Raw genomic sequence first — 26,498 nt, 5'->3', positions numbered from 1 at the left:
CGGGGTTGCGTGGCCGACACCCAATCCACCATATTGCAAACAGGCGGCGGCTTCGGGCGGCGCATATCCTGCATCGCTGGCTTGAAAGGCGCTCCATAGACAATGCCGCATGACACTCCCCTTATCGCCACCATCGTAGCCGGTCTGGGGCTCGCTTTCGTCTTCGGCGCTCTCGCCAACCGCTTCCGCATTCCGCCGCTGGTCGGCTATCTCGTGGCCGGCGTGCTGGTTGGGCCGAACACGCCCGGTTTCGTCGCTGACGCCGGCCTTGCCAATGAGCTCGCCGAAATCGGCGTCATCCTGTTGATGTTCGGCGTCGGCCTGCATTTTTCGCTGAAGGATCTCCTGTCGGTCCGCGCCATCGCCGTGCCCGGCGCCATCGTCCAGATCGGCTTTGCCACGGCACTCGGCGCGGGGCTTTCCTGGATGCTCGGCTGGTCGGCGGGAGCAGGACTGGTCTTCGGCCTGGCGCTGTCGGTGGCCTCGACCGTGGTGCTGCTGCGCGCCCTGCAGGAGCGCCGCCTGATCGAGACCGAGCGCGGCCGCATTGCCGTCGGCTGGCTGATCGTCGAGGACCTGGCCATGGTGCTGGCCCTGGTGCTTTTGCCGGCGCTTGCCGGCGTGCTTGGCGGCCAGGAGCAGGCGGATGCCCATGCGAGCGGCCTGCTGTCGCTGCCCGCGAGCTACGGCATCTGGGGTGTCGTCGGCATCACGCTGGCCAAGGTCGCCGCCTTCGTCATCGTCATGCTGGTGGTAGGCCGCCGCGTCATTCCCTGGATCCTGCACTATGTCGCCCATACCGGCTCGCGCGAGCTGTTTCGGCTTTCGGTGCTGGCGATAGCGCTTGGCGTCGCCTTCGGCGCGGCCAAGCTGTTCGGCGTCTCGCTGGCACTGGGCGCTTTCTTCGCCGGCATGATCATGAGCGAGTCCGAACTCAGCCACCGCGCCGCGGAGGAATCGCTGCCGTTGCGCGATGCCTTCTCGGTGCTGTTCTTCGTCTCGGTCGGTATGCTGTTCGACCCGTTCAGCCTGTTCAGCAACGGCTTGCCGATTCTGGCAACGCTCGCCATCATCGTCGTCGGCAAGTCGCTGGCGGCCTTCCTCATCGTCGTCGCCTTCGGTTATCCCCTGGCGACGGCGCTGATGATTTCGGCGAGCCTTGCCCAGATCGGCGAGTTCTCCTTCATCCTGGCCGAACTCGGCGTCGGGCTGAAACTGCTGCCCGAACAGGGGCGAGACCTCATCCTGGCGGGCGCCATCCTGTCGATCGTGCTCAACCCGGTGATGTTCCTGGTCATCGACTGGATGAAGCCATGGCTCGAGGCCCGCGCCGCCAGGACGGCGCCGCCTGTGGAGCCCAAACCGGTCGGCCCGGCGACGGAGCCCGGCCAGGTGGCTTCCGTCGCCTCGGCGGCGAAGCAGGAGGATGGGCCGCCGCCAAGAACGGCCCTCAGCGGCCACGCTATCCTGATTGGTTACGGCCGTGTCGGCAGTCTCGTCGGCGCTGCGTTGAAGGAAGCCGCCCTGCCCTTCCTGGTGGTCGAGGATGCCGACAAGACACTGGTGAAGCTCAGGGCCGAGGGCATCGAGACCGTGGCCGGCAACGCCGCCAATGCCGAAGTGTTTGCAGCCGCCAATCCCGAAGGCGCAAAACGGCTGATCCTGGCCATCCCCAATGCCTTCGAGGCCGGTCAGATCGTGCTGCGTGCGCGCGCCGCCAATCCCGCCATCAATGTCGTCGCCCGCGCCCATGCCGATGCCGAGGTCGAGCATCTCAAGGGGCTCGGCGCCGATACGGTGATCATGGGCGAACGCGAGATCGCGCGCGGCATCGTGGAAGAGGTGCTTGGTCACAAGCCGCGGGCGGCTGAACCGTCCGCCTACACGGAACTAGTCCGTGCTTAGCGAGAACGCGGCCGACCGTGGAGGGCGGGACCTCGAACAGGTGGGGCGGCCTTGGACGCGCCCGCTGACATCGGCCACTCCTGCCATTTCTTCGTATTGCGCTTAACCGAGTTCTTGGGCGAGTCCGATGAGCAACCCCTCAGGCCCACGGATGTAGCAGAGCCGATACACGTCTTTATACTGGACTACTTCGCCTACGAGCTGCGCGCCGCGCGTGCGGAGCCTCTCAAGCGTCTCGTCGATGTCATCCACGGTGAACATGACGCGCAGGTACCCTAGGGCGTTGACCGGGGCGTTCCGGTGATCTGCGACGACAGGCGGCATGAGGAAGCGGGAGAGCTCGAGCCGGCTATGGCCGTCCGGTGTGCGCATCATGGCAATCTCGACATGCTGATCGCCCAGTCCGGTGACACGTCCGGCCCATTCTCCTTCGATCGTGGCCCGTCCTTCGAGCTCGAGGCCGAGTTCGCGAAAGAAATCAACCGCCTCTCCGAGGTCTTCGACGACGATTCCTACGTTGTCCATCCGCTTGAGCGCCATGTTTCCATCTCCAAGGTGTCGTTCGAATCTACAAGGCGTCGCCTGGTCTAACAATGGATGCTCGAGGTGCTCCGCCTGCAGCCAGGTTGATCACGCCACGAAGGCAGAGCCGCCATTTTGCGCGACGCTGCCGAGGTATTTTGCCGGCGGCTTGCCAAGCGCCTTTTTGAACATGGTGATGAAGGCGGTGACGGAATCATAGCCGAGATCGCCGGAGACCTGCTGCACGCTCGCACCGGAGGCAAGTTCTCGAATTGCGACGATCAGATGCAACTGCTGGCGCCAGCGTCCGAAGCTTAAGCCAGTCTCCTTCACGACGAGACGGGCGAGACTGCTCTCGCTGAGCGCAACCCGGCTGGCCCATTCCGACAATGTGCTGCGGTCAGCGGGATCCTGCGCCAACGCTTCGGCGATCCGCCTCAATCGCGGCTCGGATGAGATCGGCAGATGCAGCCGCTGGACAGGCATGCGCGGCAGCTCAGCAAGCAGCATCCTGATCAAAAGCGCATCCCTCGCCTCATCATCCCCCACGCCATCGGACAGTTCGATGATCAGTTCGCGCAACAGCGGCGAGACCGAAAGGGTGCAGCACCGGTCCGGCAATTCGGCGGCTCCCGGCTCGATGTAGACGAAGAAGATCCGGGCGTTGGCGGTCGCGATATTGCTGTGCTCCATGTCGCCGGGAATCCACACCCCGCAATGCGGCGGCACCATCCACAGGCCGCTCGGGACGCGGCATGTGACGCCACCGCCGAGCGCGAAGACGAGTTGGCCTTTGCGATGCCGATGGGAGGGGACTTCGGCCCTGGTTTCGGTAACGTCGACGCGCACGGCGATTGCCGGTGCGAGGACGTCATCCACATTGAAATCGAGCCATGGGTAACGAAGAGGTTGTCTCATGATTGACGGCTTTTAGCGATTAAACGCCACGATAGCTAAATTCTTCAAGCTGGGAAGTCGATAGGTTCCAGCTTGCCCATGCACCCGGTTGATCAGGATGCCACCGCGCTTTGCATCCACAAACCAGCAGGAAGGTACGTCTCATGCTCGCCCTAGCCATATCTTCCGACAGCCCCGCCGGACTGACGCTTGCCGAGGTCGAGGACCCACGGCCTCTCGCAAACGAGGCGCTTGTCTCGGTCCACACAACCTCGTTGAATCGCGGCGAATTGCGCCTGCTCACCATACGCCCGGACGGCTGGATACCCGGCCAGGACATCGTCGGGATCGTCGAACGGCCAGCGGCCGACGGCTCCGGGCCAGCCGTGGGCGCCCGCGTCGCGGCCTTGGTCGACCAGGCCGGCTGGGCCGAACGCGTCGCGGTTTCGACCGACCGCCTCGCCGTCCTGCCGGATGAGGTCAGCTTCGTTTCCGCGGCCACGCTTCCGGTCGCGGGCACCACCGCGCTCAGGACTTTGCGCCATGGCGGCGACCTTGCCGGCCAACGGGTCCTGATCACCGGCGCAAGTGGAGCGGTCGGCCGTTTCCAGATCCAGATCGCGCGCGAACAGGGCGCGAGCGTGACCGCGGTCGCGGCCTCCCGGCATGGCGAGGATCTCCGCCGCCTGGGTGCCGGGCAAGTCGTCGAGTCGATCGAACTGGCCGTGGGGCCGTTTTCGCTGATTACCGAATCGGTCGGTGGCCAAAGCCTCGCCCACGCGATCGAACGCGTCGCTCCTGGCGGGACGATCGTCATGTTCGGCTCAAGCAGTGGCGAACTCACGCCAATTGGGTTCCGCCAGTTCGTTCCGGGTCACGAGGGGGCGAGGCTTCAGACTTTCGCCTACTACACGTCTGGCGCGGGCATTGGCTCGGACATCGCCTCGCTACTCGCTCTCGTTGCGGCCGGCCGGCTGGAAACCCGCGTCGCCCTGACCATGCCATGGACCGACATCGCCCAAGCCCTGGACGCTCTGCGACAGCGCAGCTTCAGCGGCAAGGCCGTTCTCACCATGACCGGATGAACGATCCCTAGCCTGAGATCAGTCCGCTCACACGTGCTGGCCGCCATTGATGTGGATTTCCGAACCGGTCACATAAGACGCCTGCCCGGAGCACAGGAAGAAGATGATGTCGGCGACCTCGGCCGTGGTACCCAGCCGCCTGAGCGGAATGGTCTCGACGATCTTGTCCGTGCCTGGCGACAGGATCGCGGTGTCGATTTCGCCCGGCGCAATGGCGTTGACGCGGATCCCGTGCGGCCCGAAATCATGCGCCATCTCGCGCGTCAGCGAGCCGAGCGCCGCCTTGGATGTCGCATAGGCGGTGCCGGCGAAGGGGTGCACCCGGGTGCCGGCGATCGAGGTGACGTTGACGATCGACCCTTTCGCCGATGCCAGTTCCTTGAACAGCCCGCGCGCCAGCATGATCGGCGCGAAGAAATTGACCTGGAACACGTCGCGCCAGACATGCATCGGCGTGTCGATGGAGTTCATGCGGCTGTTGCCGTCCTTGAGCTTTGGCGAAATGCCGGCGTTGTTGACCAGCGCGTGCAGCTGCCCGCCATGCGCCTCGAGCCGGTGGCGGATTTCGGAGACGGCGATGCCGACATCCTCCTGGTCGGCGAGATCGACCTTGATGTGGTCCTCGGGCCCGGCCGGCCACGGGCAATCCTCGGCAAACGCCTGGCGCGAGCAGGTGATGACGCGCCAGCCCTCGCGCGAGAAACGCTTGACCGTGGCATGGCCGATGCCACGGCTGGCGCCGGTCAGCACAATGGTCTTCCTGGTGTCGATCTCTGCCATGTCGGGAGGTGTAGCCGAACGGTGTGGCGCTGGCGAGAGGCGAGTTGCCGCTAGCCTCCGCCGAGAATGTCGAGGATCGACGTCTGCCGCTTCTTGAGCGGACCGCCGACACTGCCCGGCGGCACCGGATGTCCGACCGAGGCGGTGGTTCCGGAGTCGCCCGGCATATCGAAACCGTCGGCGTCGACCGTCTGGGCCGGGCGGGGCGCGCGAACCGGCGCTGGCTGCGCCGCGACGGCAGCGGGCGCCGACTGGCCGACAGGCGCTTGCGGCTTCGGAGCCGGCTGTGTCGCATCGGCCGACGGGATTTCGTCCGGCACGATCCTATCGGCCGGCGTCGATTTCCAGGTACCAGGCAGCGGCCGCACGGGCACGCCCTCATGCGCGGCGACCATGAACTCGTGCCAGGCCTGCGCCGGCAGCGCGCCGCCGGTGACCTTCTTCATCGGGCTGCCGTCGTCATTGCCGAACCATACGCCGGTGGTGAGATTGGCGGTGTAGCCGACGAACCAGGCGTCGCGCGAATTCTGGCTGGTGCCGGTCTTGCCGGCCGACGGCCAGGTGAAGGCCGCCTTCCTGGCCGTGCCGATCTCCACCGTCCCGGTCATCATCGAGTTCATCATGCCGACGATCTCGGGCTTCACCACGCGCGGCGCGCTGCCGCTGCCGGCGTCGTACAGCACCTTGCCCTCGGCTGATGTCACGCGGCGGATGAAATGGATGTCCGGCTTGTAGCCGCCATTGGCGAAAGGCACATAGGCCGAGGTCAGCTCCAGCGGCGTCACTTCCGACGTGCCTAGCGCGATCGAGGTGTTGGCCTGCAGATCGGACTGGATGCCCATGCGATGCGCCGCCTCGACCACTGCGTCCGGCCCCACTTCCATGGTCAGCTGGGCCGCCACCGAGTTCAGCGACTTCGCCAAGGCGGTTGCCAGCGTCACCTTCCCGAAATACTTGCCGCCGTAATTGTCGGGTGTCCATTTGCCGATCTTGATCGGCGCATCGTTGCGCACGCTGTCGGGCGTGCGGCCGGCCTCGAGGGCGGCCATGTAGACGAACGGCTTGAACGCCGAACCGGGCTGCCGGCGCGCTTCCGAGGCGCGGTCGAACTGGCTGGTCGAATAATCGTAGCCGCCGACCATGGCACGCACCGCGCCCGAATCGTCGATCGACACCAGCGCGCCCTGGGTGACGTTGAGCTTCTTGCCGCTTTCATCGATCAGCCGGCGGATCGATTGTTCCGCGAGCTTCTGCAGGTTCAGGTCGACGGTGGAATCGATGACGATGTCGCCGCGCACGTCGCCGATCAGATCGGGCAGCTCTTCCATGATGGTGTCGGCGACGTAGTTTTCCGAGCCTGTCCAGTAGGACGGCGCGCGCGTCGCCGGCGCGCTCATCGCCGTGGTCAGTTCCTTGGCGCTGATTTTGCCTTCGTCGCGCATAGCGGCGAGCACCAGCTGCGCGCGGTCCTCGGCGGCCTTGGGATCGCGCGCCGGCGACAGTCGCGACGGCGCCTTCAGGAGACCGGCAAGCAGCGCCGCCTCCGACAAGGTGACATCGCGCGCGCTCTTGCCGAAATAACGGCGCGAGGCCGCTTCGACGCCATAGGCGCCCGAGCCGAAATAGACCCGGTTGAGGTACATTTCGAGGATCTGGTCCTTGGTGTGCTTGTGCTCCAGCCACAGCGCCAGCAGCACCTCCTGCACCTTGCGCTCCAGCGTCCGGTCTGGCGTCAGGAACAGGTTCTTGGCCAGTTGCTGCGTCAGCGTCGAACCGCCTTGCGAGAAATGCCCGCCGGCGAGATTGGCGACCATGGCGCGCGACAGGCCGATCGGGTCGACGCCGAAATGCGAATAGAAGCGGCGGTCCTCGATGGCGATGACCGCCTCGGGGATGTAGGGCGACATTTCGTGCAGGCCGACCGCCTCGCCGCCGCTCATGCCGCGATTGGCGAGCAGTTGGCCGTCGGCGGAGACGATCTTGATATTGGGCGCGCGATCGGGGATCGACCAGGTCGTGGCCGCCGGCATCTTGGCACCGTAGTAGACGACGACGCCGGCCACGGCGATGCCGCCCCAGATGGCCAGCACGAAGCACCAGTAGACCAGCCGGCCGAGCACGCCGAACAGGCCGCGCCGGCTTCGGCCGCGCCTGGCACGCGACGACTTTGCCTTCGGCGATTTGCGTTTGGCGGAGGCTTTGCGGTTGCTGGGCACGACGCGGTCCTCCTCGCTCACCGAAAGACCTGTCTGGGATCTCGCTTGTGGCGGTCCCTCGAAACTGGGTTCGATCCGGCTGTCTCTGCGGTTCGCCATGCGCTGCGCTTGATATCCCGATGCCTATGGCGTTCGGGTTGCAGAGTAGATGCGGCGGTTTAAAGGCGGGTTAAGTCACCCGCTTCTGCGCAAAAGCCATATCAGGTGGCGAGAGCTCTCCCACCGCAGTGCCTGTCACATCTCACGCCTACATTCGGCGGACTTGTCGAACCACGACCCTCGGCATAGTTTTTTTCAGAGAGGCCCCCTGTACTACCCCTACGAAATAACTTCCGGCGCCAAAACATGTACAGGCGCTGTGTATTCCTTCGCGGTAGCCCTCAGGCGATCTGAATAATCATAGATCTCGTCAAGCGTGTCGATCTTCACTTTATTCTCTTTTTCACCATCAAAGAGTCCCAAATATTTTATGGAGCGATTGAACCACAACCGCGCGAGTGGTTTACGATTGTTATTATCGATCAAGATGCCGCAATAGCTTTTCTGATCCCTCATCACTACACGGGCAGGCTTCAAGGTGTCTCGCACGATCGCTCTTATGATCATGAATCCCTCGCGCTCCTCCTCCGTTGTAACGACCTCCTCGGCCTCTTCTCCCTCGACGCCGATCTCGGAAACCTCCGTTTCCGCTAACGCCGTTGACAATCTTGACTGAACAGACTCCCTCACAATTTCACGAAACGCGGCCTTCACCATAGGTGTGAACTGTTCTTTCACCTGGCTCGTAAAGCGACCTTGGTAGAGTCCTCCCGTCACCATCCGAACAAAGTCCTCGGGAGGGTTCTCCATGACGTTCGCGATCTCTTTCTTGATTGCAGACGTGTATTTCAGCCTATGTGCCGACTGAAGAATCCCGTCGATATTGAATTCAGCTTTGGCGAATTTTTTCAGCTCGGTAACGAGTTGCCCCTGCATGTCGGACAAGTCGAAGGTGAGAAACGGTCGATCATCGAGGCGATTGGGCGCAACCAAATCGGTATGGAAATGGAACGTTCGACCGTTTGTGAGAATTGCAAATTTTGCGTTCGTCACTGAAAAGTAGCGATAGAGCTGAGCTAGATGGACCTTTTCAAGCGTCATAGATATAGGTTTGCATTCAATAAGTATCCGGATCTCTCCGTCTAACTTGATTGCATAGTCGACTTTTTCCCCTTTTTTCCCAACAGCATCTGCGCAAAATTCAGGGATTACCTCGTCCGGATTGAAAACATCATAATCGAGGGCAGATAAGAATGGCAGGATAATCGCCGTTTTGAGTGCTTCCTCCGTGAGCATTGCGCTCGAATGGGTTCTGATCCGGTCCGCCAGTACACGCAGTTTTTCTTCAACGCTCATTGTCCCCTCCCAAGTATTCAAGGAGGATCACGCAAAAATAATAAAGACGCAAGATGGCAGACGATCGAACTTCAGGCTGGCAGTCGCCACGGGCTCAGATTTTGCCATGCATTTTTTGAAGCCGAGGCCAGGAACAACTAGGGTGTTCCGGTGGCGCCCCCCGTGGCAGCATGGCGAGGAACCGTTCAGTTCTGCTGGATCGAGATGCCCTTGTCGTCGATCTTGAGCTCCACGCCTTTCGGCTTGGTCTGTTCGCGGTAGACGTAGACGCCGAGCGCGATGACCACGACGACGAGCGCGCCAATGACGAGATAAAGCGTATTCTGTTTCATGGCGCGCTCCTCGGTGCCCGGCCTCAGGCTCGCTTCAGGACCCTGACCAGGATCAGCAGGATGATGGCGCCGATCGTGGCGTGGATGATCGAGGCGAGGATGCCGCCGCCGATGGACAAGCCGATCCGCGGGAACAGCCAGCCCGCGATGAACGCGCCGATGATGCCGACGATGATGTTGCCGATCAGGCCGAAGCCGAAACCGGAGACGATGAGACCGGCGAGCCAGCCGGCGATGGCACCGATGATGATGAAGACGAGCAGGCTTTCGACGCCCATGGCGATTTCCCTCCGAGCAAGAGGCGAGCGCGGAGCGGAAAGCCCCGAATCGGCCTCGATATCAACGGCTTCAGGCTATGCGAAAGCGGCCGGCCTCGCCAGCGGCCTGCTCATTGGTCGCCGTCGTCGCTCGCGGCGGGCCGCCAGCTCGTCGGCTCGACCTTCTTCTGCGTATCGCTGTCGATGTAGACCCACCAGCCGCCGTCCCGGTATTGCGCGATGGATTCGTTGAGCACGCCGTCGCCGTCCTTCCAGGTCACGGTGACCTTGGAACCGTCGGTGGGCGCGGTCGATATGGGCTTCCTATCCGCCATGTCATCCCTCTTTTCGAGCCGACGGAACACGACGGCCGGCTCTGGTCCCGGACGGAACATCGGCGGCAGCGCCGCGAGGCCGTCAGCTATGAGCGAAAATATCCTCTTCGTCCCAGCCCATGAGGTCAAGCTTGGCGCGTGTCGGCAGGAAGCGGAAACAGGCGTCGGCCTCTTTCGTGCGATCCTCGCGCGCCAGCCGCGCCGCCAGCACGTCGCGCAGCCGGTGCAGATAGAGCACGTCGGATGCGGCGTATTCGAGTTGTTCGGGCGACAGCGTTTCGGCCGCCCAGTCCGACGATTGCTGCGCCTTGGACAGGCCGACGCCCAGAAGCTCGAAGCAGATGTCTTTGAGACCATGCCGGTCGGTGTAGGTGCGGGTCAGCCGCGAGGCGATCTTGGTGCAGAATACCGGCTCGGGCATCACACCGAACGCATGGTAGAGCACGGCAAGGTCGAAGCGCCCATAGTGGAACAGCTTGGTCACGCTGTGGTTTCCCAAGAGCTTGACGAGGTTCGGCGCTTCCTTTTGGCCCGGCGCGATCTGGATGACGTCGGCGCTGCCGTCGCCGGGTGAAATCTGCACCACGCACAACCGGTCGCGATGCGGGTTCAGGCCCAGCGTTTCCGTATCGATGGCAACCGCCCCGACATTGTAGCGGGACAGGTCGGGCAGATCGTTTTTGTGGAAACGGATATCGCTCATCGTCTTCTCCGGGGTCGCGCTTTCGGCATCGCGCATCCATCGAGCGGACGCGCGCGCTCCAGCACGTTGCGCTGGCAACCCGTCCTTGCCGTGATCGGCGGAAAAATCAACATAAACTTGATTTTCCCGCCTTTCGTGAGTTCCCGGCTCAGCGCGTCAGCGCGTCCAGAATGCGCGCCCAGGAGCGCTGGCCCTTGTGGAAGGAACTCAACTCATACTTTTCATTGGGCGAGTGGATGCGGTCGTCGTCGAGGCCGAAACCGACCAGCAGCGATTCCATGCCGAGATAGGTCTGGAAATCGCCGACTACGGGGATCGAGCCGCCGCTGCCGATCGTCACCGCCGGCTTCGGCCATTCGTCCGACAGCGCCGTCTTGGCCTTGGCCAGGAACGGCGAGTCGTAGGAAAGCTGGATTGCCGGCGAGCCGCCATGCGGGTGGAACTCCACCGAACAGTCGGCCGGAATGCGCTCCTTGACGAATTGCTGGAAGGCGGCGCGGATCTTCTTGGGATCCTGCTTGTGGACGAGGCGGAAAGATACTTTCGCCGAGGCCTGCGCCGCGATCACCGTCTTGAAGCCCTTGCCGGTATAGCCGCCGGTGATGCCGTTGAACTCGGCCGTCGGCCGTGCCCAGGTGAGTTCCAGCAGCGAGCGGCCCTTTTCGCCCGACGGGATCGACAGGCCGACGGGGCCAAGGAACGTCTCGGCCGTTTCGCCCAGCGTTTCCCATGATTTCAGGATCTGCGAGGGCGTTTCCTCGACGCCGTCATAGAAGCCCGGGATGGTGATATGGCCGTCCTTGTCGTGAATGTCGGCCAGCACCTTTGCCAGGATGCGGATCGGGTTGGCAGCGGCGCCGCCATAGAGACCCGAATGCAGGTCGCGGTCGGCGGCCTTCACGATGATCTCCTCGCCAACCAGCCCGCGCAGCCCCACGCAGATCGACGGCGTGTCGCGGTCCCACATGCTGGTATCGCAGACCAGCGCGAAATCGGCCTTGAGTTCATCGGCATTGGCCTCGAGGAAGGGCTTCAGCGACGGCGAGCCCGACTCCTCCTCTCCCTCGAACAGGATGGTAATGCGGCACGGCAGATTGCCATGCACCTGCTTCCAGGCCCGGCAAGCCTCGACGAAGGTCATCAACTGACCCTTGTCGTCGGCCGAGCCGCGCCCGGTGATCACCTTGTGGCCGGGCTCGATCTCCTTGACCGCCGGCGCGAACGGGTCGTTTTCCCAAAGCTCGATCGGATCGACCGGCTGTACGTCATAGTGGCCATAGAACAGCACATGCGGTGAACCGGCCGGCCCATCATGATGCGCAACCACCATCGGGTGGCCGGGCGTGTCGCGCACGCTGGCGTCGAAGCCGATCACCTTGAGTTCTTCCACCAGCCATTCAGCCGCCTTGCGGCAATCGGCGGCATAGGCCGGATCGGTGGAGATTGACCTGATCCGGAGCAGACCGAAGAGGCGCTCCAGGCTGTGGTCGAGATTCTTGTCGAGACGGTCGAGAACGGAGGAAATTGACATTGGCGAGCCTTTCGATTCAGTGCCGGAACCGTAAAGGCAGAGCGGGCAAACGAAAAGCCCGGGACCATTGGACCACGGGCTCAAGCGCGTATTCGAAACAAAAAAGACCGCCGTGGTGGAGGGGGAACCACGGCGGCCCTTCTACTCGAAACGATGCGGCAGCCCGGAGAGGGGGGATAGGCTGCCGCAGGTGTCCGGGATAGGCGGGGGACGGGCCTTGCTCCGGACGTCGGCGAAAATTGCCGATGCCATTTATCTGTGTCCTCGAACGTGGCGATTCAAGGGCACGAATATTACACTTTTGTAACATGGCCGTGAGCGGCCGTTGGACGGACGGAGCTAGGCAGTCCCGCGGGCGAAAATAATGCCGATTTCACCTCTTTCCAACCAACCTGTCGCCTGCCTGTCAGGGTGTTGCTGGAAGCGGTGCCTTTGGCATGGACCAAGCCGCCGCGCCGCGCTATCCCTGCCCGCATGAAAAAAGGCGATCATCTCTTTCTTGTCGACGGCTCCGGCTACATCTTCCGTGCCTATCACGCGCTGCCGCCGCTGACCCGCAAGTCCGACGGCCTGCCGGTCGGCGCCGTGTCCGGCTTCTGCAACATGTTGTGGAAGCTGATGCAGGATGCGCGCAACACCGATGTCGGCATCGTGCCGACGCATTTCGCGGTCATTTTCGACTATTCGTCGAAAACCTTCCGCAACGACCTCTATCCCGAATACAAGGCCAACCGTTCGGCGCCGCCGGAAGACCTGATCCCGCAATTCGGCCTCATCCGTCAGGCGACCAGGGCGTTCAACCTGCCCTGCCTTGAGATGGAAGGGTTCGAGGCCGACGACCTCATCGCCACCTATTGCCGTCTGGCCTGCGAGGCCGGCGGCGACACCACCATCATCTCCTCCGACAAGGACCTGATGCAGTTGGTCGGCCCGACGGTGAGCATGTACGATCCGATGAAGGATCGCCAGATCGGCATTCCCGAGGTCATCGAGAAATGGGGCGTGCCGCCGGAGAAGATGATCGACCTGCAGGCATTGACCGGCGATTCCGTCGACAATGTTCCCGGCGTGCCGGGCATCGGACCGAAGACTGCGGCGCAATTGCTCGAACAGTTCGGTGACCTAGACGGACTGCTTGAGCGCGCCGGCGAGATCAAGCAGGAGAAACGACGCGAATCCATCATCGCCAATGCCGACAAGGCGCGCATCTCGCGCCAGCTGGTGACGTTGAAGAACGATGTGCCGGTGGCCGAGGGGCTGGACGAATTCGTCCTGCACGCGCCGGACGGGCCGAAGCTGATCGGCTTCCTCAAGACCATGGAATTCTCTTCGCTGACCCGCCGCGTGGCGGAAACCACGGGAACCGAGGCAAGCGACGTCCAGGCGATCGCTGTGACGGTCGAACGCGCCGACTCCGCGCATGGGCCGGATGTCGGCGCCGGCGCGCCGGTCGCGCCCAGCGCCGAGGCGAAGCAGGACGGCGAGACGGCCCTAGCCGCAGCCGGCGGCACGAAGGAGGGCAACACCCCTTCGCTTCTGTCGGCGCTTCGCCTGGAGGCCGCCACCGCCCGCAAGATCGACATTTCGGCCTATCAATGCATCCGCGATGTCGCCAGCCTGAAGGCCTGGGTCGCCGAGGCGCTGGAGACCGGCATCGTCGCCTTCGATGCCCGCGCGACGTCGCCCGATCCGATGCAGGCCGAACTGATCGGCTTGTCGCTGGCGACGGCGCCAGGTCGCGCCGCCTATGTGCCGTTCGCCCACAGGAGCGGAAATGGCGACCTGCTCGGCGGTGGTCCGATCGACAACCAGATCCCGCTGCGCGAGGCGCTGGCCGTGCTGAAACCGCTGCTCGAGGACAAGTCTGTCCTCAAGATCGCGCAGAACCTGAAATACGATCTCGTCATCATGAGCCGCTACGGTATCGACGTAGGCCCCTTCGACGATACCATGCTGATCTCCTACGTGCTCGATGCCGGCACCTCGCATGGCCACGGCATGGACGCGCTTGCCGAGAAATGGCTGGGCCATAGTCCGCTTCAGCTCAAGGACGTGACCGGCTCCGGGAAAAATTCCGTCGGCTTCGACCAGGTCGACGTCGACAAGGCGACCGCCCACGCGGCCGAGGACGCCGATGTGACGCTCAGGCTCTGGCTGGTGCTGAAGCCGCGGCTCGCCGCCAAGGGCCTGGTGTCGGTCTATGAACGGCTGGAACGGCCGCTGGTGCCGGTGCTGGCGCGCATGGAACAGCGCGGCATCTCGGTCGACCGGCAGATCCTGTCGCGGCTGTCGGGCGAACTGGCGCAGGGCGCAGCCCGGCTCGAGGAAGAAATCTACCAGCTCGTCGGCGAGCGCATCAACATCGGCTCGCCCAAGCAGCTCGGCGACATCCTGTTCGGCCGCATGGGTCTGCCCGGCGGCTCCAAGACCAAGACCGGCCAATGGTCGACCTCGGCGCAGCTTCTGGAAGACCTCGCCGCCGAAGGCCACGAACTGCCGCGCAAGATCGTCGACTGGCGCCAGCTGACCAAGCTGAAATCGACCTACACCGATGCGCTGCCCGGCTTCGTCAACCCGGACACCAAGCGCGTCCACACCTCTTACGCGCTCGCCGCGACGACGACGGGGCGGCTGTCATCCTCCGACCCGAACCTGCAGAATATCCCGGTGCGCACCGCCGAGGGGCGCAGGATCAGAACGGCCTTCATCGCCGACAAGGGCAACCGCCTGGTTTCGGCCGACTACAGCCAGATCGAATTGCGCGTGCTCGCCCATGTCGCCGAGATCCCGCAATTGCGGCAGGCCTTCGCCGACGGCGCCGACATCCACGCCATCACGGCCTCGGAAATGTTCAACGTGCCCGTGGAGGGCATGCCTTCGGAAGTGCGCCGCCGCGCCAAGGCGATCAATTTCGGCATCATCTACGGCATCTCGGCTTTCGGCCTTGCCAACCAGCTGTCGATCCCGCGCGAGGAGGCCAGCAACTACATCAAAAAATATTTCGAGCGCTTCCCCGGCATCCGCGACTATATCGAAGAGACCAAGGCCTATGCCCGCGAGCACGGTTTCGTCGAAACCATCTTCGGCCGCCGCATCCACTACCCCGAGATCCGGTCTTCCAATCCCTCGATCCGCGCCTTCAACGAGCGCGCCTCGATCAACGCGCGCCTGCAAGGCACCGCCGCCGACATCATCCGCCGCGCCATGGTGCGCATGGACGAGGCGCTGGAGAAGGCCAGGCTTTCGGCCCGCATGCTCTTGCAGGTGCATGACGAGCTGATCTTCGAGACGATCGAGGCGGAAGTGGAGGCGACGATCCCCGTCGTGCGCCATGTCATGGAGAACGCGGCCATGCCGGCGGTGTCGATGTCGGTGCCGCTGCATGTGGACGCTCGAGCGGCGAACAATTGGGACGAGGCGCACTAGCGCCAGGCCGGCATCACCTGAATATCGATACACCTTAGACTAGGCAGCTTGCGCCCGGCACTTGGCACATGTCCCGCGGAACTCGATCACCGCCTTCTTGGCGGCAAAGCCGGTGGAGCGCACCCATTCGTCCAGCCGGTGGCCGACATCATGGTCGGACATTTCGCTCACCTGGCCACATGTGTCGCAGATGGCGAAAGCGGTCATGGAATGGCTGTGATCGTGCGGTTCGACGCAGGCGACGAAGGAATTGAGGCTTTCCAGCCGATGCACGAAGCCGGACTTCACCAGCGTGTCGAGCGCGCGGTAGACCTGCAGCGGCGCGCGGAAACCCCGCTCGCGCAGCTGGTCAAGCAAGGTGTAGGCGCTGAGCGGCCCGCTGGCGGCCTCGAGTTTCTCGAGCACGCACAGCTGGTTCTTCGTCAGCACATCCCTTGCCGCCATGATCCTGTTTCCGACCTGCCTTGTGTCACATACAGGCCGTTTCCATATGCAAACGGCCCGTCCCATTCAGATAGCGACGAACCGCTGTCTTTGCTACTCCTCTGTTGAAACGCGCTGGCGCGGCATTCCGCAAACGATACCGGCGGGAGGGCTCCCACCGTTGTCGTTTGCCGGCTCCGATGCCTACTTCCTCGGCGGGCCATTGCGCTCGGCCGAGGCTGCCCACAGATTGATGTCGGACTCGCGCGCATAATTGTCGATCTCGGCAAGCTCGGCGTCGCTGAAGTCGGGCGCCTCCAGCGCGCCGACACAGTCCTCCACCTGCTCCGGCCGGCTGGCGCCGATCAGCGCCGATGTCACCTTGCCCTTGCGCAGCACCCACGCCAGCGCCATCTGCGCCAACGTCTGGCCGCGGCGGCCCGCGATCGCGTTCAATGCCTGTATGTTGGCGATGGTCTTGTCGTTGATGAAGGCCGGCCGCAGCGACTTGCCCTGGGAGGCACGGCTGCCCTCGGGGATGCCGCCGAGATATTTGTCGGTCAGCATGCCCTGTGCCAGCGGCGAGAACACGATGGAGCCGACGCCCAGCCCATCGAGCGTATCGAGCAGGCCATCGTCCTCGACCCAGCGGTTCAGCATCGAATAACTCGGCTGATGGATTACGCAAGGCGTGCCGAGCCGCTTCAGTATATCGGCCGCCTCGCGCGTGCGCTGCGAATTGTAGGATGAGATGCCGACATAGAGTGCCTTGCCCGCGCGCACCGCATGGTCGAGCGCGCCCATCGTTTCCTCCAGCGGCGTATCCGGATCGAAGCGGTGCGAATAGAAGATGTCGACATAGTCGAGCCCCATCCGCTTCAGGCTCTGGTCGAGGCTGGCCAGCAAATATTTGCGTCCGCCCCATTGGCCGTAGGGCCCCGCCCACATCTCGTAGCCGGCCTTGGTCGAGATGATGAGTTCGTCGCGGTAGGCGGCAAAGTCGGTGCGCAGTATCTCACCGAACGCAATTTCGGCCGAGCCGGGCGGCGGCCCGTAATTGTTGGCGAGGTCGAAATGCGTGATGCCGAGGTCGAAGGCCTTGCGCACGATCGCCTGCTTGGTCGTGTGCGGCGTGTCGTTGCCGAAATTGTGCCACAGCCCCAGCGAGATCGCCGGCAGCTTCAGGCCGGACCGCCCGCAGCGGTTATAGACCATTTTTTCGTAGCGGTTTTCGGCGGCGAGATAGGGCATGGGGAAAATCCTCGAAGCTGGATGGACTGGGCACTGTCATCGCGAACGCGACGCGCAGGCCCTGCGCACCAACCCTTACCCTCTCCCCGCGAAAACGGGGAGAGGGTTCATCAAAATTATCGATAATCCGCGATCTAGCTCTTCTTCGCCATCAGCGCCTTGGCTTCCTTGATGCCGAGCGCGGCTGGACGTTCGCAGGTGGTCTGCATGGCGACGAATTTGCCGGTTTCGCCCGAGCGCAGGATTCCCGTCATGACGTCGACGGCGTGCAGCGCCAGCTCCATCGAGCAGCGGTGCGGCCTGCCCTCGGAGATCGCAATCGCCATGTCGGCGAGGCCGGCGGTGCGATAATTGGCCATCATGCCCTGCGAATGCATCTCATTGGGCACGCCGAACGGATGCTGCCATTTCGGCAGCTTCTTGACCGGCTTGGCCGCTTCGGTGAAGCGCACGTCGCCGCCGAAGAAGTTCGGATCCGGCACGAATACGCTCCCCATCTCGCCATAGAGCTCCATCGGCGCATGGCCGTGGCTCCAGACGTCCCAGCTGGTGTTGAGTGTGATCACGGCTCCGTTCTCGAACTCCAGCAGGCCGTGGATGGTGGTCGGCGTGTTGACCGGGATCCTTTCGCCCGCGCGCGGCTTCGAACTGATCGTGCGTTCCTTGGCCGGGGTTGTGGCGAAGGCCGCCACCTGCTTCACCGGTCCGATCAGCTGGATCAGATTGGTGATGTAATACGGCCCGATGTCGAGCACGGGGCCGGCACCCGGCTGGAAGAAGAAGTCCGGATTGGGGTGCCAGTGCTCCATGCCGTGCCCCATGACATGGCAAGTGCCGCTGGTGATCCTGCCGAGCTTGCCGGTATCGATCAGGTTGCGCACCAGCTGATGCGCGCCGCCGAAGAAGGTGTCGGGTGCCGAGCCGATGCGAAGTCCCTTCTTCTCCGCCCGCTTCTTCAAGTCGAGCCCCTCCTTGACCGAAAGCACGAACGGCTTTTCCGAATAGACATGCTTGCCCGCGTCGAGCACCTGTTTCGACACTTCATAGTGCACGGCCGGAATGGTCAGGTTGACGATGATCTCGATGTCGTCGGCCTTGAGCAGGTCCTCGACCGTCTCGGCGCGCAGCTTGAACTCCTTCGCCCGCGCTTTCGCGGCGCCCATGTTGATATCGGCGCAAGCCCGCATCCTGATGCCGCGAAACAGCGGCGCCAGCGAGAAATATGCCTTCGAGATGTTGCCGCAGCCGATGACGCCGACGCCAAGTTTGTTTGCCATGATGCTTGTTCCTAATAGGCCTTTACGGTTGCGATCGAACGGCGGGCGAAGCGCTCGATGTCATTGGGATTGTCCTGTTCCATGACGAAATATTTGGCCGCGCTCTTGGCCCGCAGCGCCTTGATCAGGCCGGCCCAGTCGATCGTGCCGTGGCCGACATCCGACCAGCCGTCCTCGTCCAGCCCCTCGCCCGGCCTTGCCATGTCCTTGACGTGAACGGCAACGATGCGCTTGCCGTGCCTTTCGATCCAGGGCAGCGGATCGGCGCCGCCGCGCACCACCCAGGCGACATCCATCTCCCAGCCGATGTCGGGCGCGGAAGCCAGGATGTGATCCTGCGGCAGCGAGCCGTCGGCGAGTTTCTTGAACTCGAAATCATGATTGTGCCAGGCAAAGCCGTAGCCGCCCTTCTTCGCCGTCTCGCCGACCTTGGCCAGGCGCTCGCCGAAGCCGCGCCAGCCGGCAGCGTCCGAAGGCCTGGACTCAGGCATGAGAAAGGGGCAGATCAAAAGCTTGATGCCGAGCGCTTCAGCTATCCTGCGCACGCCGTCGAAATCCTTCTCCAGCGCATCGATGGAGAAATGCCCGGTCGGCATGGCAAGGCCGTTTTTGTCGAGTTGAGCGCGGAAGGCCTTGGGATCGTCATAGACGCCGCCGAAGCCTTCGACCTCTGTGTAGCCGAACTTGCCGAGCATCTCGAGCACGCCTTCCCAGGGCTGGAAATTGCGCGCGCTGTAAAGTTGGAATGACCAGTTCATCGTCTTTGTCCGTTCTGCTTGGGGGATGGTTATCGGGCTTTAGATGCGGCTGCCGGTTTGGGCATCGAAGAGCGAGGCGCGCATCGGGTCGAAGCCCACCGTCACCGCCTCATCGTTTTTGGGCGTCCGTTCCGAGGTGACCCGGACGCTGAAATTCTGCTTTGCAAGCTTCAGCCACACCAGCGTGTCGGACCCCATCGGTTCGACCACCTCGACATTGGCCGCCGTCGAGAATGGCCAGCCCGTGCCGCTGTTCAGGCTGACATGCTCGGGCCTGATGCCGAACACGGCAGGGCCGGCTTCCGGTTGCTTGTCGAAATGATAGGTGCCGAGTGGAACCTTGAGATTGTCGGCCACGAAAAACCAGTTGCCAGCGTCTTTCTCGAGCCTGCCGTCGATGAAGTTCATCGCCGGCGAGCCGAGGAAGCCGGCGACGAAGCGGTTGACCGGTTTGTTATAGATGGTCTGCGGCGCGTCGAGTTGTTGGATGACGCCGCCGCGCATGACCGCGATACGGTCGGCCAGCGTCATCGCCTCGATCTGGTCATGCGTGACGTAGATCATGGTGTTCTGCAATTTGCGGTGCAAAAGCTTGATCTCGACGCGCAGTTCGGAGCGCAGCTTGGCGTCCAGGTTCGACAGTGGCTCGTCGAACAGGAACACGTCGACGTCGCGCACCAGCGCGCGCCCGATCGCCACGCGTTGACGCTGGCCGCCGGAGAGCGCCGCGGGCTTGCGCTGCAACAGCGGCTCGATCTGCAGGATCTCGGCGGCGCGCGCTATGCGCTTCGCGATCTCGTCCTTGGGCACGCCAGCGACGCGCAGCCCGAAGGACAAGTTCTTCTCCACCGTCATCTGCGGATAGAGTGCGTAGGACTGGAACACCATGCCGATGCCGCGGTCCTTGGGCTCTTCCCAGGTGACGTTCTTGCCCTTGATGAAGATGCGGCCGTCCGAAATGTCGAGCAGTCCGGCGATGCAGTTGAGCAAGGTCGACTTGCCGCAACCCGAGGGTCCGAGCAGCACTATGAACTCGCCCTCGGCGACGTCGAGGTTGAGCGTCTGCAGCACCGAGACCAAGCCGAAGTTCAGCGACAGGTCCTGGATCGAAACGCTGGTGCCGTTTGCCGCCATCGACATCACCCTTTCACCGCGCCGGCGGCAATGCCGCGCACGAACAATTTGCCGGAAATGAAGTAGACGACCAGCGGCACCAGCCCGGTCAGGATGGTGGCGGCCATGTTGACATTGTATTCCTTCACCCCCTGCACCGAGTTGACGATGTTGTTGAGCTGCACCGTCATCGGATAGGTGTCGGGGCGCGTATAGACGACGCCGAACAGGAAGTCGTTCCAGATGCCGGTCACCTGCAGGATGACGGCGACGACGAAGATCGGCAGCGACATCGGCAACATGATGCGCAGATAAATGCCCCAGAAGCCGGCGCCATCGACGCGCGCAGCCCTGAACAGTTCCTCCGGCATGGAGGTGAAATAGTTGCGGAACAAGAGCGTCAGGATCGGCATGCCGAAAATGGAATGCACGATCACCAGGCCGCTCAGGCTGCCATAGAGGCCGATCTCGCGCAGGATGATGACGATCGGATAGATCATCACCTGATAGGGGATGAAGGCCCCGACGATCAGGATGACGAAGAACGTGTCGGCGCCCTTGAAGCGCCAATTGGCCAGCGCGTAGCCGTTCACCGAGGCGATTGCGATCGACAGGATCACCGAGGGGACGGTGATGCGCACCGAGTTCCAGAAGCCGCGAGAGAGACCGTCGCAGTTGAGACCGGTGCAGGCCTGCGACCATGCCTTGACCCACGGCTCGAACGTGATCTCGACCGGCGGCGAGAAGATGTTGCCGAGACGAATTTCCGGCATGCCCTTGAGCGAGGTGACAACCATCACGTAGAGCGGCAGCAGGTAATAGAGCGCCACCACGATGAGCGTGCCGTACAGGAAGATGTTGCGGCGCGACAACATGTGCCGGGGCTTCGGTCCGCTCGGCCCCGAGGCATCGGCGCGAATGGCGGCGGGGGACGCGGCCAGGGAGACGGCATGATCAGACACGCTTGCGGCCCCCGAATTCGAGATAGGCCCACGGCACGATGACGATCATCACCGACAAGAGCATCATGGTCGAGGCGGCAAAACCCTGGCCGAGGTTCTGGGCGAAGAACATGTAGTCGTAGACATATTTGGCTGGCACTTCAGAGGAAATGCCGGGACCGCCGCTGGTCTGCGCGACGACGAGGTCGTAGACCTTGACGATGCCCGACGCGATGATCACCAGCGTGGTTATGAAGACCGGTCGCATCATCGGGATGATGATGAAGAGATAGGTCTTCCAGGTGGGGATGCCGTCCACCCGCGCGGCCTTCCAGATGTCCTCGTCGATGCCGCGCAGGCCGGCCAGCATCAGGCACATGATCAGCCCGGTGCCTTGCCACAGCGCGGCGATCAATATGCCGTAGATGACGATGCTCGAATTGTAGAGCGGATCGAAATTGAAGCTTGTCCAGCCGAGGTCGCGAACCACTCCCTGAATGCCGAAATCGGGATTGAGCAGCCATTGCCAGACGAGGCCGGTGACGATGAAGGAAAGCGCGAAGGGATAGAGAAAGATGGTGCGGAACGTGTCCTCGAAACGGATCTTCTGGTCGAGCAGGGCGGCGAGCAGGAAGCCGATTACCAGCGAGAAGACGAGCGACAGCACGCCGTAGATCAAGAGATTCTCGATCGAGACGAGCCAGCGCGGCGTCGCCCACAGCCGGTAGTACTGGTCGAGCCCGACGAAATGCAGCCGCGGCAGAAGCTTCGAATTGGTGAAGGAATAAAGCACCGTCCAGGCTGTGCCGCCGACGAACACCACCAGCGCGGTGAGGATCATCGGGATCGAGGCGACCTTCGCGTTGAGGTTGCGGAAGAGTTGGCTCGGGCGTTCGCTCTTGCTCATCGGTGCAGCCATGCTGGATCGGGTAAGGGCGGCAAGGTCAGCACGCCTCGCTCCCGGCCCTGCGGTGGCCGGGTCGGGAGCGAGACGGCTCGTCGGCGGTCAATCGGCCGAGGCGATGATGTCGGCGAAGCGCTTTTGCGCTTCTTCGAGCGTCATGTCGGGCTTGGCGAAGAACTCCGAGAACAGGTCCTCCTTCTGCTTCTGGCTGTCCTGCGAGAGCAGTTGGTCCGTCCAGGGAATGACGGCGCCCTTGGCCAGGATGTCGAGCCCCTTCTTCATGCAATCGTTGGCAGCGTTGAGGTCGACGTCGCCGCGCACCGGCAGCGAGCCTTTCTTGAGATTGAAGGCGACCTGGGTCTTGGGATCGAGCAAGGTCTCGGCCAGCACTTCCTGCGCCTTGGACTTGTCGGCGTCCTTGAGCAGCGGGAAGTAGAAGGCGTCGCCGCCGGTGGCGATGACCTCGTTCAGGCCAAGCCCGGGAAGGCAGGTATAATCCTTGCCGGCTGTCTTGCCGGCGACCTGGAATTCGCCTTGCGCCCAGTCGCCCATGATCTGGCCGCCGGCCTTGCCGGTGATGACCATGTTGGTCGCCTGGTTCCAGTCCTGCACATTGGTGTTCTTGGCCATCTTGCGCGCATCGTCGGCGGCCTTGAAGACCTTGGCGACTTCAGGACCGGCGGCGAACGTCGCATCCTTGTCCTTGTAGACCTTGAGGAAGGTGTCGGTGCCGCCCACCGCGGCGAGCAGCACGTCGAATGCGCCCGACGCCTGCCAGGCCTGCCCGCCAACCGCGAGCGGGACGATGCCGGCCTTTTCCAGCGCCGGGGCGGCGGCGACATATTCGTTCCAGTTCTTCGGCACCGGCACGCCCGCCTTCTCGAAGGCCGCGTTCGACAGCCACAGCCACTGCCAGGAGTGAATATTGACCGGCACGCAATAGATCTTGCCGTCGATGGTGCAACCGTCGAGCAGGCTCTTCGGCCGCACGACCTCGGTCCACTTGCCCTTGGTGGCGACATCGGTGAGGTCGCGCATCAGGCCTGCCTGCACCAGCTCTTCCGCCTGCCGGCCGTGATTGAACTGGGTGGCGCCCATCGGGTCGCCGCCGGTGATGCGGCTGATCATGATCGGCCGCGCCGTGCCGCCGGACCCGGCGATGGCGCCGTCGACCCAGTGGTTGCCGGTTGCGTCGAAGGCCTTGGCGAGTTCGGCGACCGCCGCGGCCTCGCCGCCGGATGTCCACCAATGGGTGACTTCCAGATCGGTTGCGGCCGCCGGCCCGGCAAAATTCAACGCCACCGTCGCCGCAAGCGCGGCGGTCAGGAATTTGTATCGCATTTCGGTTTCCTCCCAGAATCTGAAACGTTACAGATTTTCGATACGGCAATTGCAAGATATGCGCAACCCTTCCCTTGAAAGTCAGTTCGATATTTTTCGAGGCGCGAACAAAATCCTTTCGGGATGGAGCCCGTTGTGCAGCGCAATGCGCAAAATCCCACATGGCAAGACAGAAAGCTCGCAAGAAGCTTGCTCCCAATGCCTTTCCTGCTGATTCCCAACGCTTTTCGGCGGCGAGCCCATGCGGACTTTCGACCTCGGCCACAGCCTGGTCGAACACCGGTCGTGACAATCTGTAACGTTTCAGTATAGGCTTGTTCAGCTAAGGAGACGCGCCATGGGAGCGACGGCGGCGATTGCCGGCCTGGCCGGCGGCTGCTAAGCGCCTGACGGGGCGGGACGAATGGACAGACGGCGCACGGACAGCGATGACGAGACGTCGGCCAGGGAGCGGCCGACGCTGAAGACGCTTGCCTTCATGACCGGGCTCGGCGTCACCACCGTGTCGCGGGCGCTGAAGGACGCGCCGGAGATCGGCGCCGAGACCAGGCGCCGCGTCCAGCTCGTGGCCAAGCAGATCGGTTACCGGCCGAACCGCGCCGGCGTGCGCCTGCGAACCGGCAAGACCAACGTCATCAGCCTCGTGCTCAACACCGAGCACGAGATCATGAGCTTTGTCTCGGACATCATCTACGGCGTCACCGAAGTCATCGCCGATACGCCCTACCATCTGATCGTCACGCCCTACTCGCGCTCGCAGGATCCGCTGGATCCGGTGCGTTATCTGGTGGAGACTGGCTCCGCCGATGGCGTCATCATTTCGCGCACGCAGCCCAACGATCCAAGGGCCCGCTACATGCTGGAGCGCGGCATACCTTTTGCAACGCACGGCCGCACCGATATGGGGCTCGTGCACCCCTATCATGATTTCGACAATTACGCCTTCGCGGCCGAGGCGGTGCGCCATCTGGCCGGCTTAGGCCGGCGTCGGCTGGCTCTGGTGACGCCGCCGGTCGGCCTGACCTATCACGGCCACACCGTGAACGGCTTTGCCGACGCGCTGAGCGAAGTCGGCGCCTCGGAGGTGCCGTTCAACACCGTTTCGATCGACCACTCGATCGAGCAGATCAGGATGAGGACCGCGCAGCTGATGCGGCGCGACATCAGGCCGGACGGCATCGTCAGCAGCGCCGCGGCCGCCACGCTTGCCATTGTTGCCGGCATCGAGGACGCCGGGTTGAAACTCGGCCGCGACATCGACGTGGTGTCGAAGCAGTCGTCGGAACTGCTGCATCTGTTCCGCCGGGAACTGCTGATCGTCAACGAGAACTTCCGGCTGGCCGGCTCCGAGCTCGCCCGCGCCGTGCTCGGCTGGATCGGCGGCGCGGCGCCCGGCTCGCTGCAGTCACTCAGCGCGCCGGGCGAAGTTGTGGCCTATCGCGGCTGATTGAAGCCCCGCCGCCAGAGCAATTCCCGCGTAGCTTTCCTAAGGCATTGCCCAAAAAACAAAGAGATAGAGCGGTACGCCGTTCCGCGAAACGCTGAACCGCTAGCCGGCGGCGCCGCTCCCCCAGGGTCCATGGAAGGCGCCCTTGTCATCGATACGCTCGAAGCCATGCGCACCGAAGAAATCACGCTGTGCCTGGATCAGGTTCGAGGTCCCGCGGCCCTGGCGATAGCTGTCGAAATAGGCAAGGGCCGAAGACAGCGCCGGCACCGGCGATCCGGCTTCGGAAGCCCTGGCCACGACGCGCCGCAGTGACGGATGCGCCTCCTGCATCATGGTGATGAAGGCCGGCGCCATCAGGAGATTGGTCGAAGCGCCGCCGCGGCCGAAGGCTTCGGCCATGGTGTCGAGCATCTGCGATCGGATGATGCAGCCGGCACGCCAGATCTTGGCGATGGTCGGCATCGGCAGGTTCCAGTTGAACGCCTTCGAAGCGCCGCTCATCACGGCGAAGCCTTGCGCGTAGGCTGATATCTTGCCGGCGAACAGCGCCAGTTCCAGATCCTTGAGCAGGTCTGCCTTGTCGCCCGAAATCCTGGTGACGCCGATGTTGCCATAGGCTTTTTCCGCCGCAAGCCGCTCGTCCTTGATCGATGACAGGACGCGTGCCGCCACCGCCGCCTCGATGGCGGTCGCCGGAATGCCGAGTTGCTGTGCCTCGATAACCGACCATTTGCCGGTGCCCTTCTGGCCGGCGCGGTCGAGGATGATGTCGACCACCGGCTTGCCGGTCTTGGGATCATCTGACGCCAGCACCTTGGCGGTGATCTCGATCAGGTAGGAGTTGAGCCGGCCCTTGTTCCAGCCGGCGAATACGGCGCCGATCTCCTTCGGCGCCATGCCCAGGCCATCGCGCAGGATGCCGTAGATCTCGCCGATCATCTGCATGTCGGCATATTCGATGCCGTTGTGGATGGTCTTGACGAAATGGCCGGCGCCGTCGGCGCCGAGCCAGGCCGCGCATGGCTCGTCCTTGAACTTGGCGGAGATTGCCGTCAGCACCTTCTCGACGCGCTTCCAGGACTCTTCGGTGCCGCCGACCATGATCGACGGCCCGTGGCGCGCACCCTCCTCGCCGCCGGACACGCCCATGCCGATGAAGGTGAGGCCGGAGCCCGCCAGCTCGGAAAAGCGCCGCATCGTGTCGCGGAAATTGGCGTTGCCGGCATCGATGACGATGTCGTTATGGGACAGCACGCCGCGCAATGCGGCGATCTGTTCATCGACCGGCTTGCCGGCCAGCACCATGATGATGATCGGACGCGGCGGCCGGATCGCGGCGGCAAGTTCTTCCAGGCTGTAGCAGGGGACAACCATATCCCTGAGCGCGCCGGCATTCTCGACAAAGGCATCCGTACGCGCCTTGGTGCGATTGAAAACGGCGATGCGGTGCCCGTGCTCGGCGATGTTGAGCGCCAGGTTGGAGCCCATCGTGCCAAGGCCGATCAGGCCGATTTCGGCTTGTTCCATGTTTCTTCCCTGCTTTCGGATCTTGTTTGTTCGAGCCCGCGATTGCCGGGGTTTCGCCAAGATGCATCCTGCCAGGGATGATTGACGGGCCTTCAGGCTCGCGTCAACCGCCTCGCCGAATTGTGTTGG

The 26,498-nt window shown here is 63.3% G+C and carries 23 protein-coding genes; 4 read left to right on the top strand and 19 right to left on the bottom strand.

The annotated features are described in order from the left end of the window. Positions 1–102 precede the first annotated feature (102 nt). Positions 103–1,905 (top strand): cation:proton antiporter, encoded by a 1,803-nt coding sequence (locus FJ940_RS17125; protein ID WP_140584594.1) that lies wholly within the window; start codon positions 103–105, stop codon positions 1,903–1,905. A gap of 102 nt (positions 1,906–2,007) precedes the next feature. Here FJ940_RS17125 and FJ940_RS17120 read toward each other — a convergent pair whose 3' ends face one another. Beyond that, the gene (locus tag FJ940_RS17120) at positions 2,008–2,445 is read right to left on the bottom strand and encodes a VOC family protein (RefSeq protein WP_140657282.1); all 438 of its coding nucleotides are present in this window, start codon (positions 2,443–2,445) and stop codon (positions 2,008–2,010) included. 90 nt (positions 2,446–2,535) lie between these two features. Then, positions 2,536–3,345 (bottom strand): helix-turn-helix transcriptional regulator, encoded by an 810-nt coding sequence (locus FJ940_RS17115; RefSeq protein WP_140558379.1) that lies wholly within the window; start codon positions 3,343–3,345, stop codon positions 2,536–2,538. Between the two features lie 143 nt (positions 3,346–3,488). Between FJ940_RS17115 and FJ940_RS17110 the strand changes: the two genes are divergently transcribed. Continuing rightward, positions 3,489–4,409 (top strand): zinc-binding dehydrogenase, encoded by a 921-nt coding sequence (locus FJ940_RS17110; protein ID WP_140566069.1) that lies wholly within the window; start codon positions 3,489–3,491, stop codon positions 4,407–4,409. A 27-nt stretch (positions 4,410–4,436) separates the two neighbouring features. Here the strand turns inward: FJ940_RS17110 and FJ940_RS17105 are convergent, their stop codons facing one another. From FJ940_RS17105 to FJ940_RS17070, 8 genes are all read right to left on the bottom strand, one after another. Beyond that, a complete protein-coding gene (locus FJ940_RS17105; RefSeq protein ID WP_140500256.1) occupies positions 4,437–5,189 on the bottom strand; it encodes an SDR family oxidoreductase in 753 nt (250 codons plus the stop codon). A 50-nt stretch (positions 5,190–5,239) separates the two neighbouring features. After that, positions 5,240–7,504: a transglycosylase domain-containing protein gene (locus FJ940_RS17100; RefSeq protein ID WP_140657280.1), complete on the bottom strand. Its 2,265-nt coding sequence runs from the start codon at positions 7,502–7,504 to the stop codon at positions 5,240–5,242. Positions 7,505–7,723: 219 nt separating this feature from the next. Beyond that, positions 7,724–8,800 (bottom strand): type I restriction enzyme HsdR N-terminal domain-containing protein, encoded by a 1,077-nt coding sequence (locus tag FJ940_RS17095; RefSeq protein ID WP_140558373.1) that lies wholly within the window; start codon positions 8,798–8,800, stop codon positions 7,724–7,726. Positions 8,801–8,985: 185 nt separating this feature from the next. Then, on the bottom strand, positions 8,986–9,132 hold the full coding sequence (locus tag FJ940_RS17090) for a hypothetical protein (RefSeq protein ID WP_140500260.1): 147 nt from the start codon (positions 9,130–9,132) through the stop codon (positions 8,986–8,988). 23 nt (positions 9,133–9,155) lie between these two features. Next, complete coding sequence (locus tag FJ940_RS17085; RefSeq protein ID WP_140500262.1) at positions 9,156–9,410, bottom strand: GlsB/YeaQ/YmgE family stress response membrane protein; 255 nt, start codon at positions 9,408–9,410, stop codon at positions 9,156–9,158. 110 nt (positions 9,411–9,520) lie between these two features. Then, positions 9,521–9,724, bottom strand: a complete 204-nt coding sequence (locus FJ940_RS17080) for a hypothetical protein (RefSeq protein ID WP_140657278.1) — start codon at positions 9,722–9,724, stop codon at positions 9,521–9,523. Between the two features lie 82 nt (positions 9,725–9,806). Then, positions 9,807–10,427, bottom strand: coding sequence for a ribonuclease D (locus FJ940_RS17075; protein ID WP_140500266.1), 621 nt, complete (start codon positions 10,425–10,427; stop codon positions 9,807–9,809). Positions 10,428–10,575: 148 nt separating this feature from the next. Next, positions 10,576–11,958: a M20/M25/M40 family metallo-hydrolase gene (locus FJ940_RS17070; protein ID WP_140657276.1), complete on the bottom strand. Its 1,383-nt coding sequence runs from the start codon at positions 11,956–11,958 to the stop codon at positions 10,576–10,578. A 474-nt stretch (positions 11,959–12,432) separates the two neighbouring features. Between FJ940_RS17070 and polA the strand changes: the two genes are divergently transcribed. Beyond that, positions 12,433–15,384 (top strand): DNA polymerase I, encoded by a 2,952-nt coding sequence (polA, locus tag FJ940_RS17065; protein ID WP_181169822.1) that lies wholly within the window; start codon positions 12,433–12,435, stop codon positions 15,382–15,384. A 39-nt stretch (positions 15,385–15,423) separates the two neighbouring features. Here the strand turns inward: polA and FJ940_RS17060 are convergent, their stop codons facing one another. The 8 genes from FJ940_RS17060 to FJ940_RS17025 all read right to left on the bottom strand — a co-directional run bounded on the left by FJ940_RS17060 (position 15,424) and on the right by FJ940_RS17025 (position 23,392). Then, a complete protein-coding gene (locus FJ940_RS17060) occupies positions 15,424–15,828 on the bottom strand; it encodes a Fur family transcriptional regulator (protein ID WP_140500273.1) in 405 nt (134 codons plus the stop codon). Between the two features lie 183 nt (positions 15,829–16,011). Continuing rightward, positions 16,012–17,058, bottom strand: coding sequence for an L-glyceraldehyde 3-phosphate reductase (gene mgrA / locus FJ940_RS17055; protein ID WP_140657272.1), 1,047 nt, complete (start codon positions 17,056–17,058; stop codon positions 16,012–16,014). 134 nt (positions 17,059–17,192) lie between these two features. Continuing rightward, a complete protein-coding gene (locus FJ940_RS17050; protein ID WP_140657270.1) occupies positions 17,193–18,335 on the bottom strand; it encodes a Gfo/Idh/MocA family oxidoreductase in 1,143 nt (380 codons plus the stop codon). 11 nt (positions 18,336–18,346) lie between these two features. Further along, complete coding sequence (locus FJ940_RS17045; RefSeq protein ID WP_140657268.1) at positions 18,347–19,093, bottom strand: sugar phosphate isomerase/epimerase; 747 nt, start codon at positions 19,091–19,093, stop codon at positions 18,347–18,349. Between the two features lie 39 nt (positions 19,094–19,132). Continuing rightward, the gene (gene ugpC, locus FJ940_RS17040) at positions 19,133–20,233 is read right to left on the bottom strand and encodes a sn-glycerol-3-phosphate ABC transporter ATP-binding protein UgpC (protein ID WP_181165360.1); all 1,101 of its coding nucleotides are present in this window, start codon (positions 20,231–20,233) and stop codon (positions 19,133–19,135) included. Beyond that, the gene (locus FJ940_RS17035; protein ID WP_140657266.1) at positions 20,233–21,168 is read right to left on the bottom strand and encodes a carbohydrate ABC transporter permease; all 936 of its coding nucleotides are present in this window, start codon (positions 21,166–21,168) and stop codon (positions 20,233–20,235) included. The genes ugpC and FJ940_RS17035 overlap by 1 nt, the downstream gene beginning before the upstream one ends. Then, positions 21,161–22,054 (bottom strand): sugar ABC transporter permease, encoded by an 894-nt coding sequence (locus tag FJ940_RS17030; RefSeq protein WP_140500283.1) that lies wholly within the window; start codon positions 22,052–22,054, stop codon positions 21,161–21,163. The genes FJ940_RS17035 and FJ940_RS17030 overlap by 8 nt, the downstream gene beginning before the upstream one ends. A gap of 99 nt (positions 22,055–22,153) precedes the next feature. Further along, positions 22,154–23,392 carry an ABC transporter substrate-binding protein gene (locus tag FJ940_RS17025; RefSeq protein ID WP_140558365.1) on the bottom strand — a complete coding sequence of 413 codons (1,239 nt, stop codon included), beginning with the start codon at positions 23,390–23,392 and terminating at the stop codon, positions 22,154–22,156. A 403-nt stretch (positions 23,393–23,795) separates the two neighbouring features. Between FJ940_RS17025 and FJ940_RS17020 the strand changes: the two genes are divergently transcribed. Then, positions 23,796–24,839, top strand: a complete 1,044-nt coding sequence (locus tag FJ940_RS17020; RefSeq protein WP_140500287.1) for a LacI family transcriptional regulator — start codon at positions 23,796–23,798, stop codon at positions 24,837–24,839. Positions 24,840–24,941: 102 nt separating this feature from the next. On the opposite strand, the gene gndA is transcribed toward FJ940_RS17020, so the two are convergent. After that, positions 24,942–26,390, bottom strand: coding sequence for an NADP-dependent phosphogluconate dehydrogenase (gene gndA, locus FJ940_RS17015; RefSeq protein WP_281405881.1), 1,449 nt, complete (start codon positions 26,388–26,390; stop codon positions 24,942–24,944). Between the last annotated feature and the right edge of the window lie 108 nt (positions 26,391–26,498).

Source organism: Mesorhizobium sp. B2-3-7 (assembly GCF_006442695.1).
Lineage (GTDB): Bacteria > Pseudomonadota > Alphaproteobacteria > Rhizobiales > Rhizobiaceae > Mesorhizobium.
This window is presented reverse-complemented; position numbering and strand designations above follow the sequence as displayed.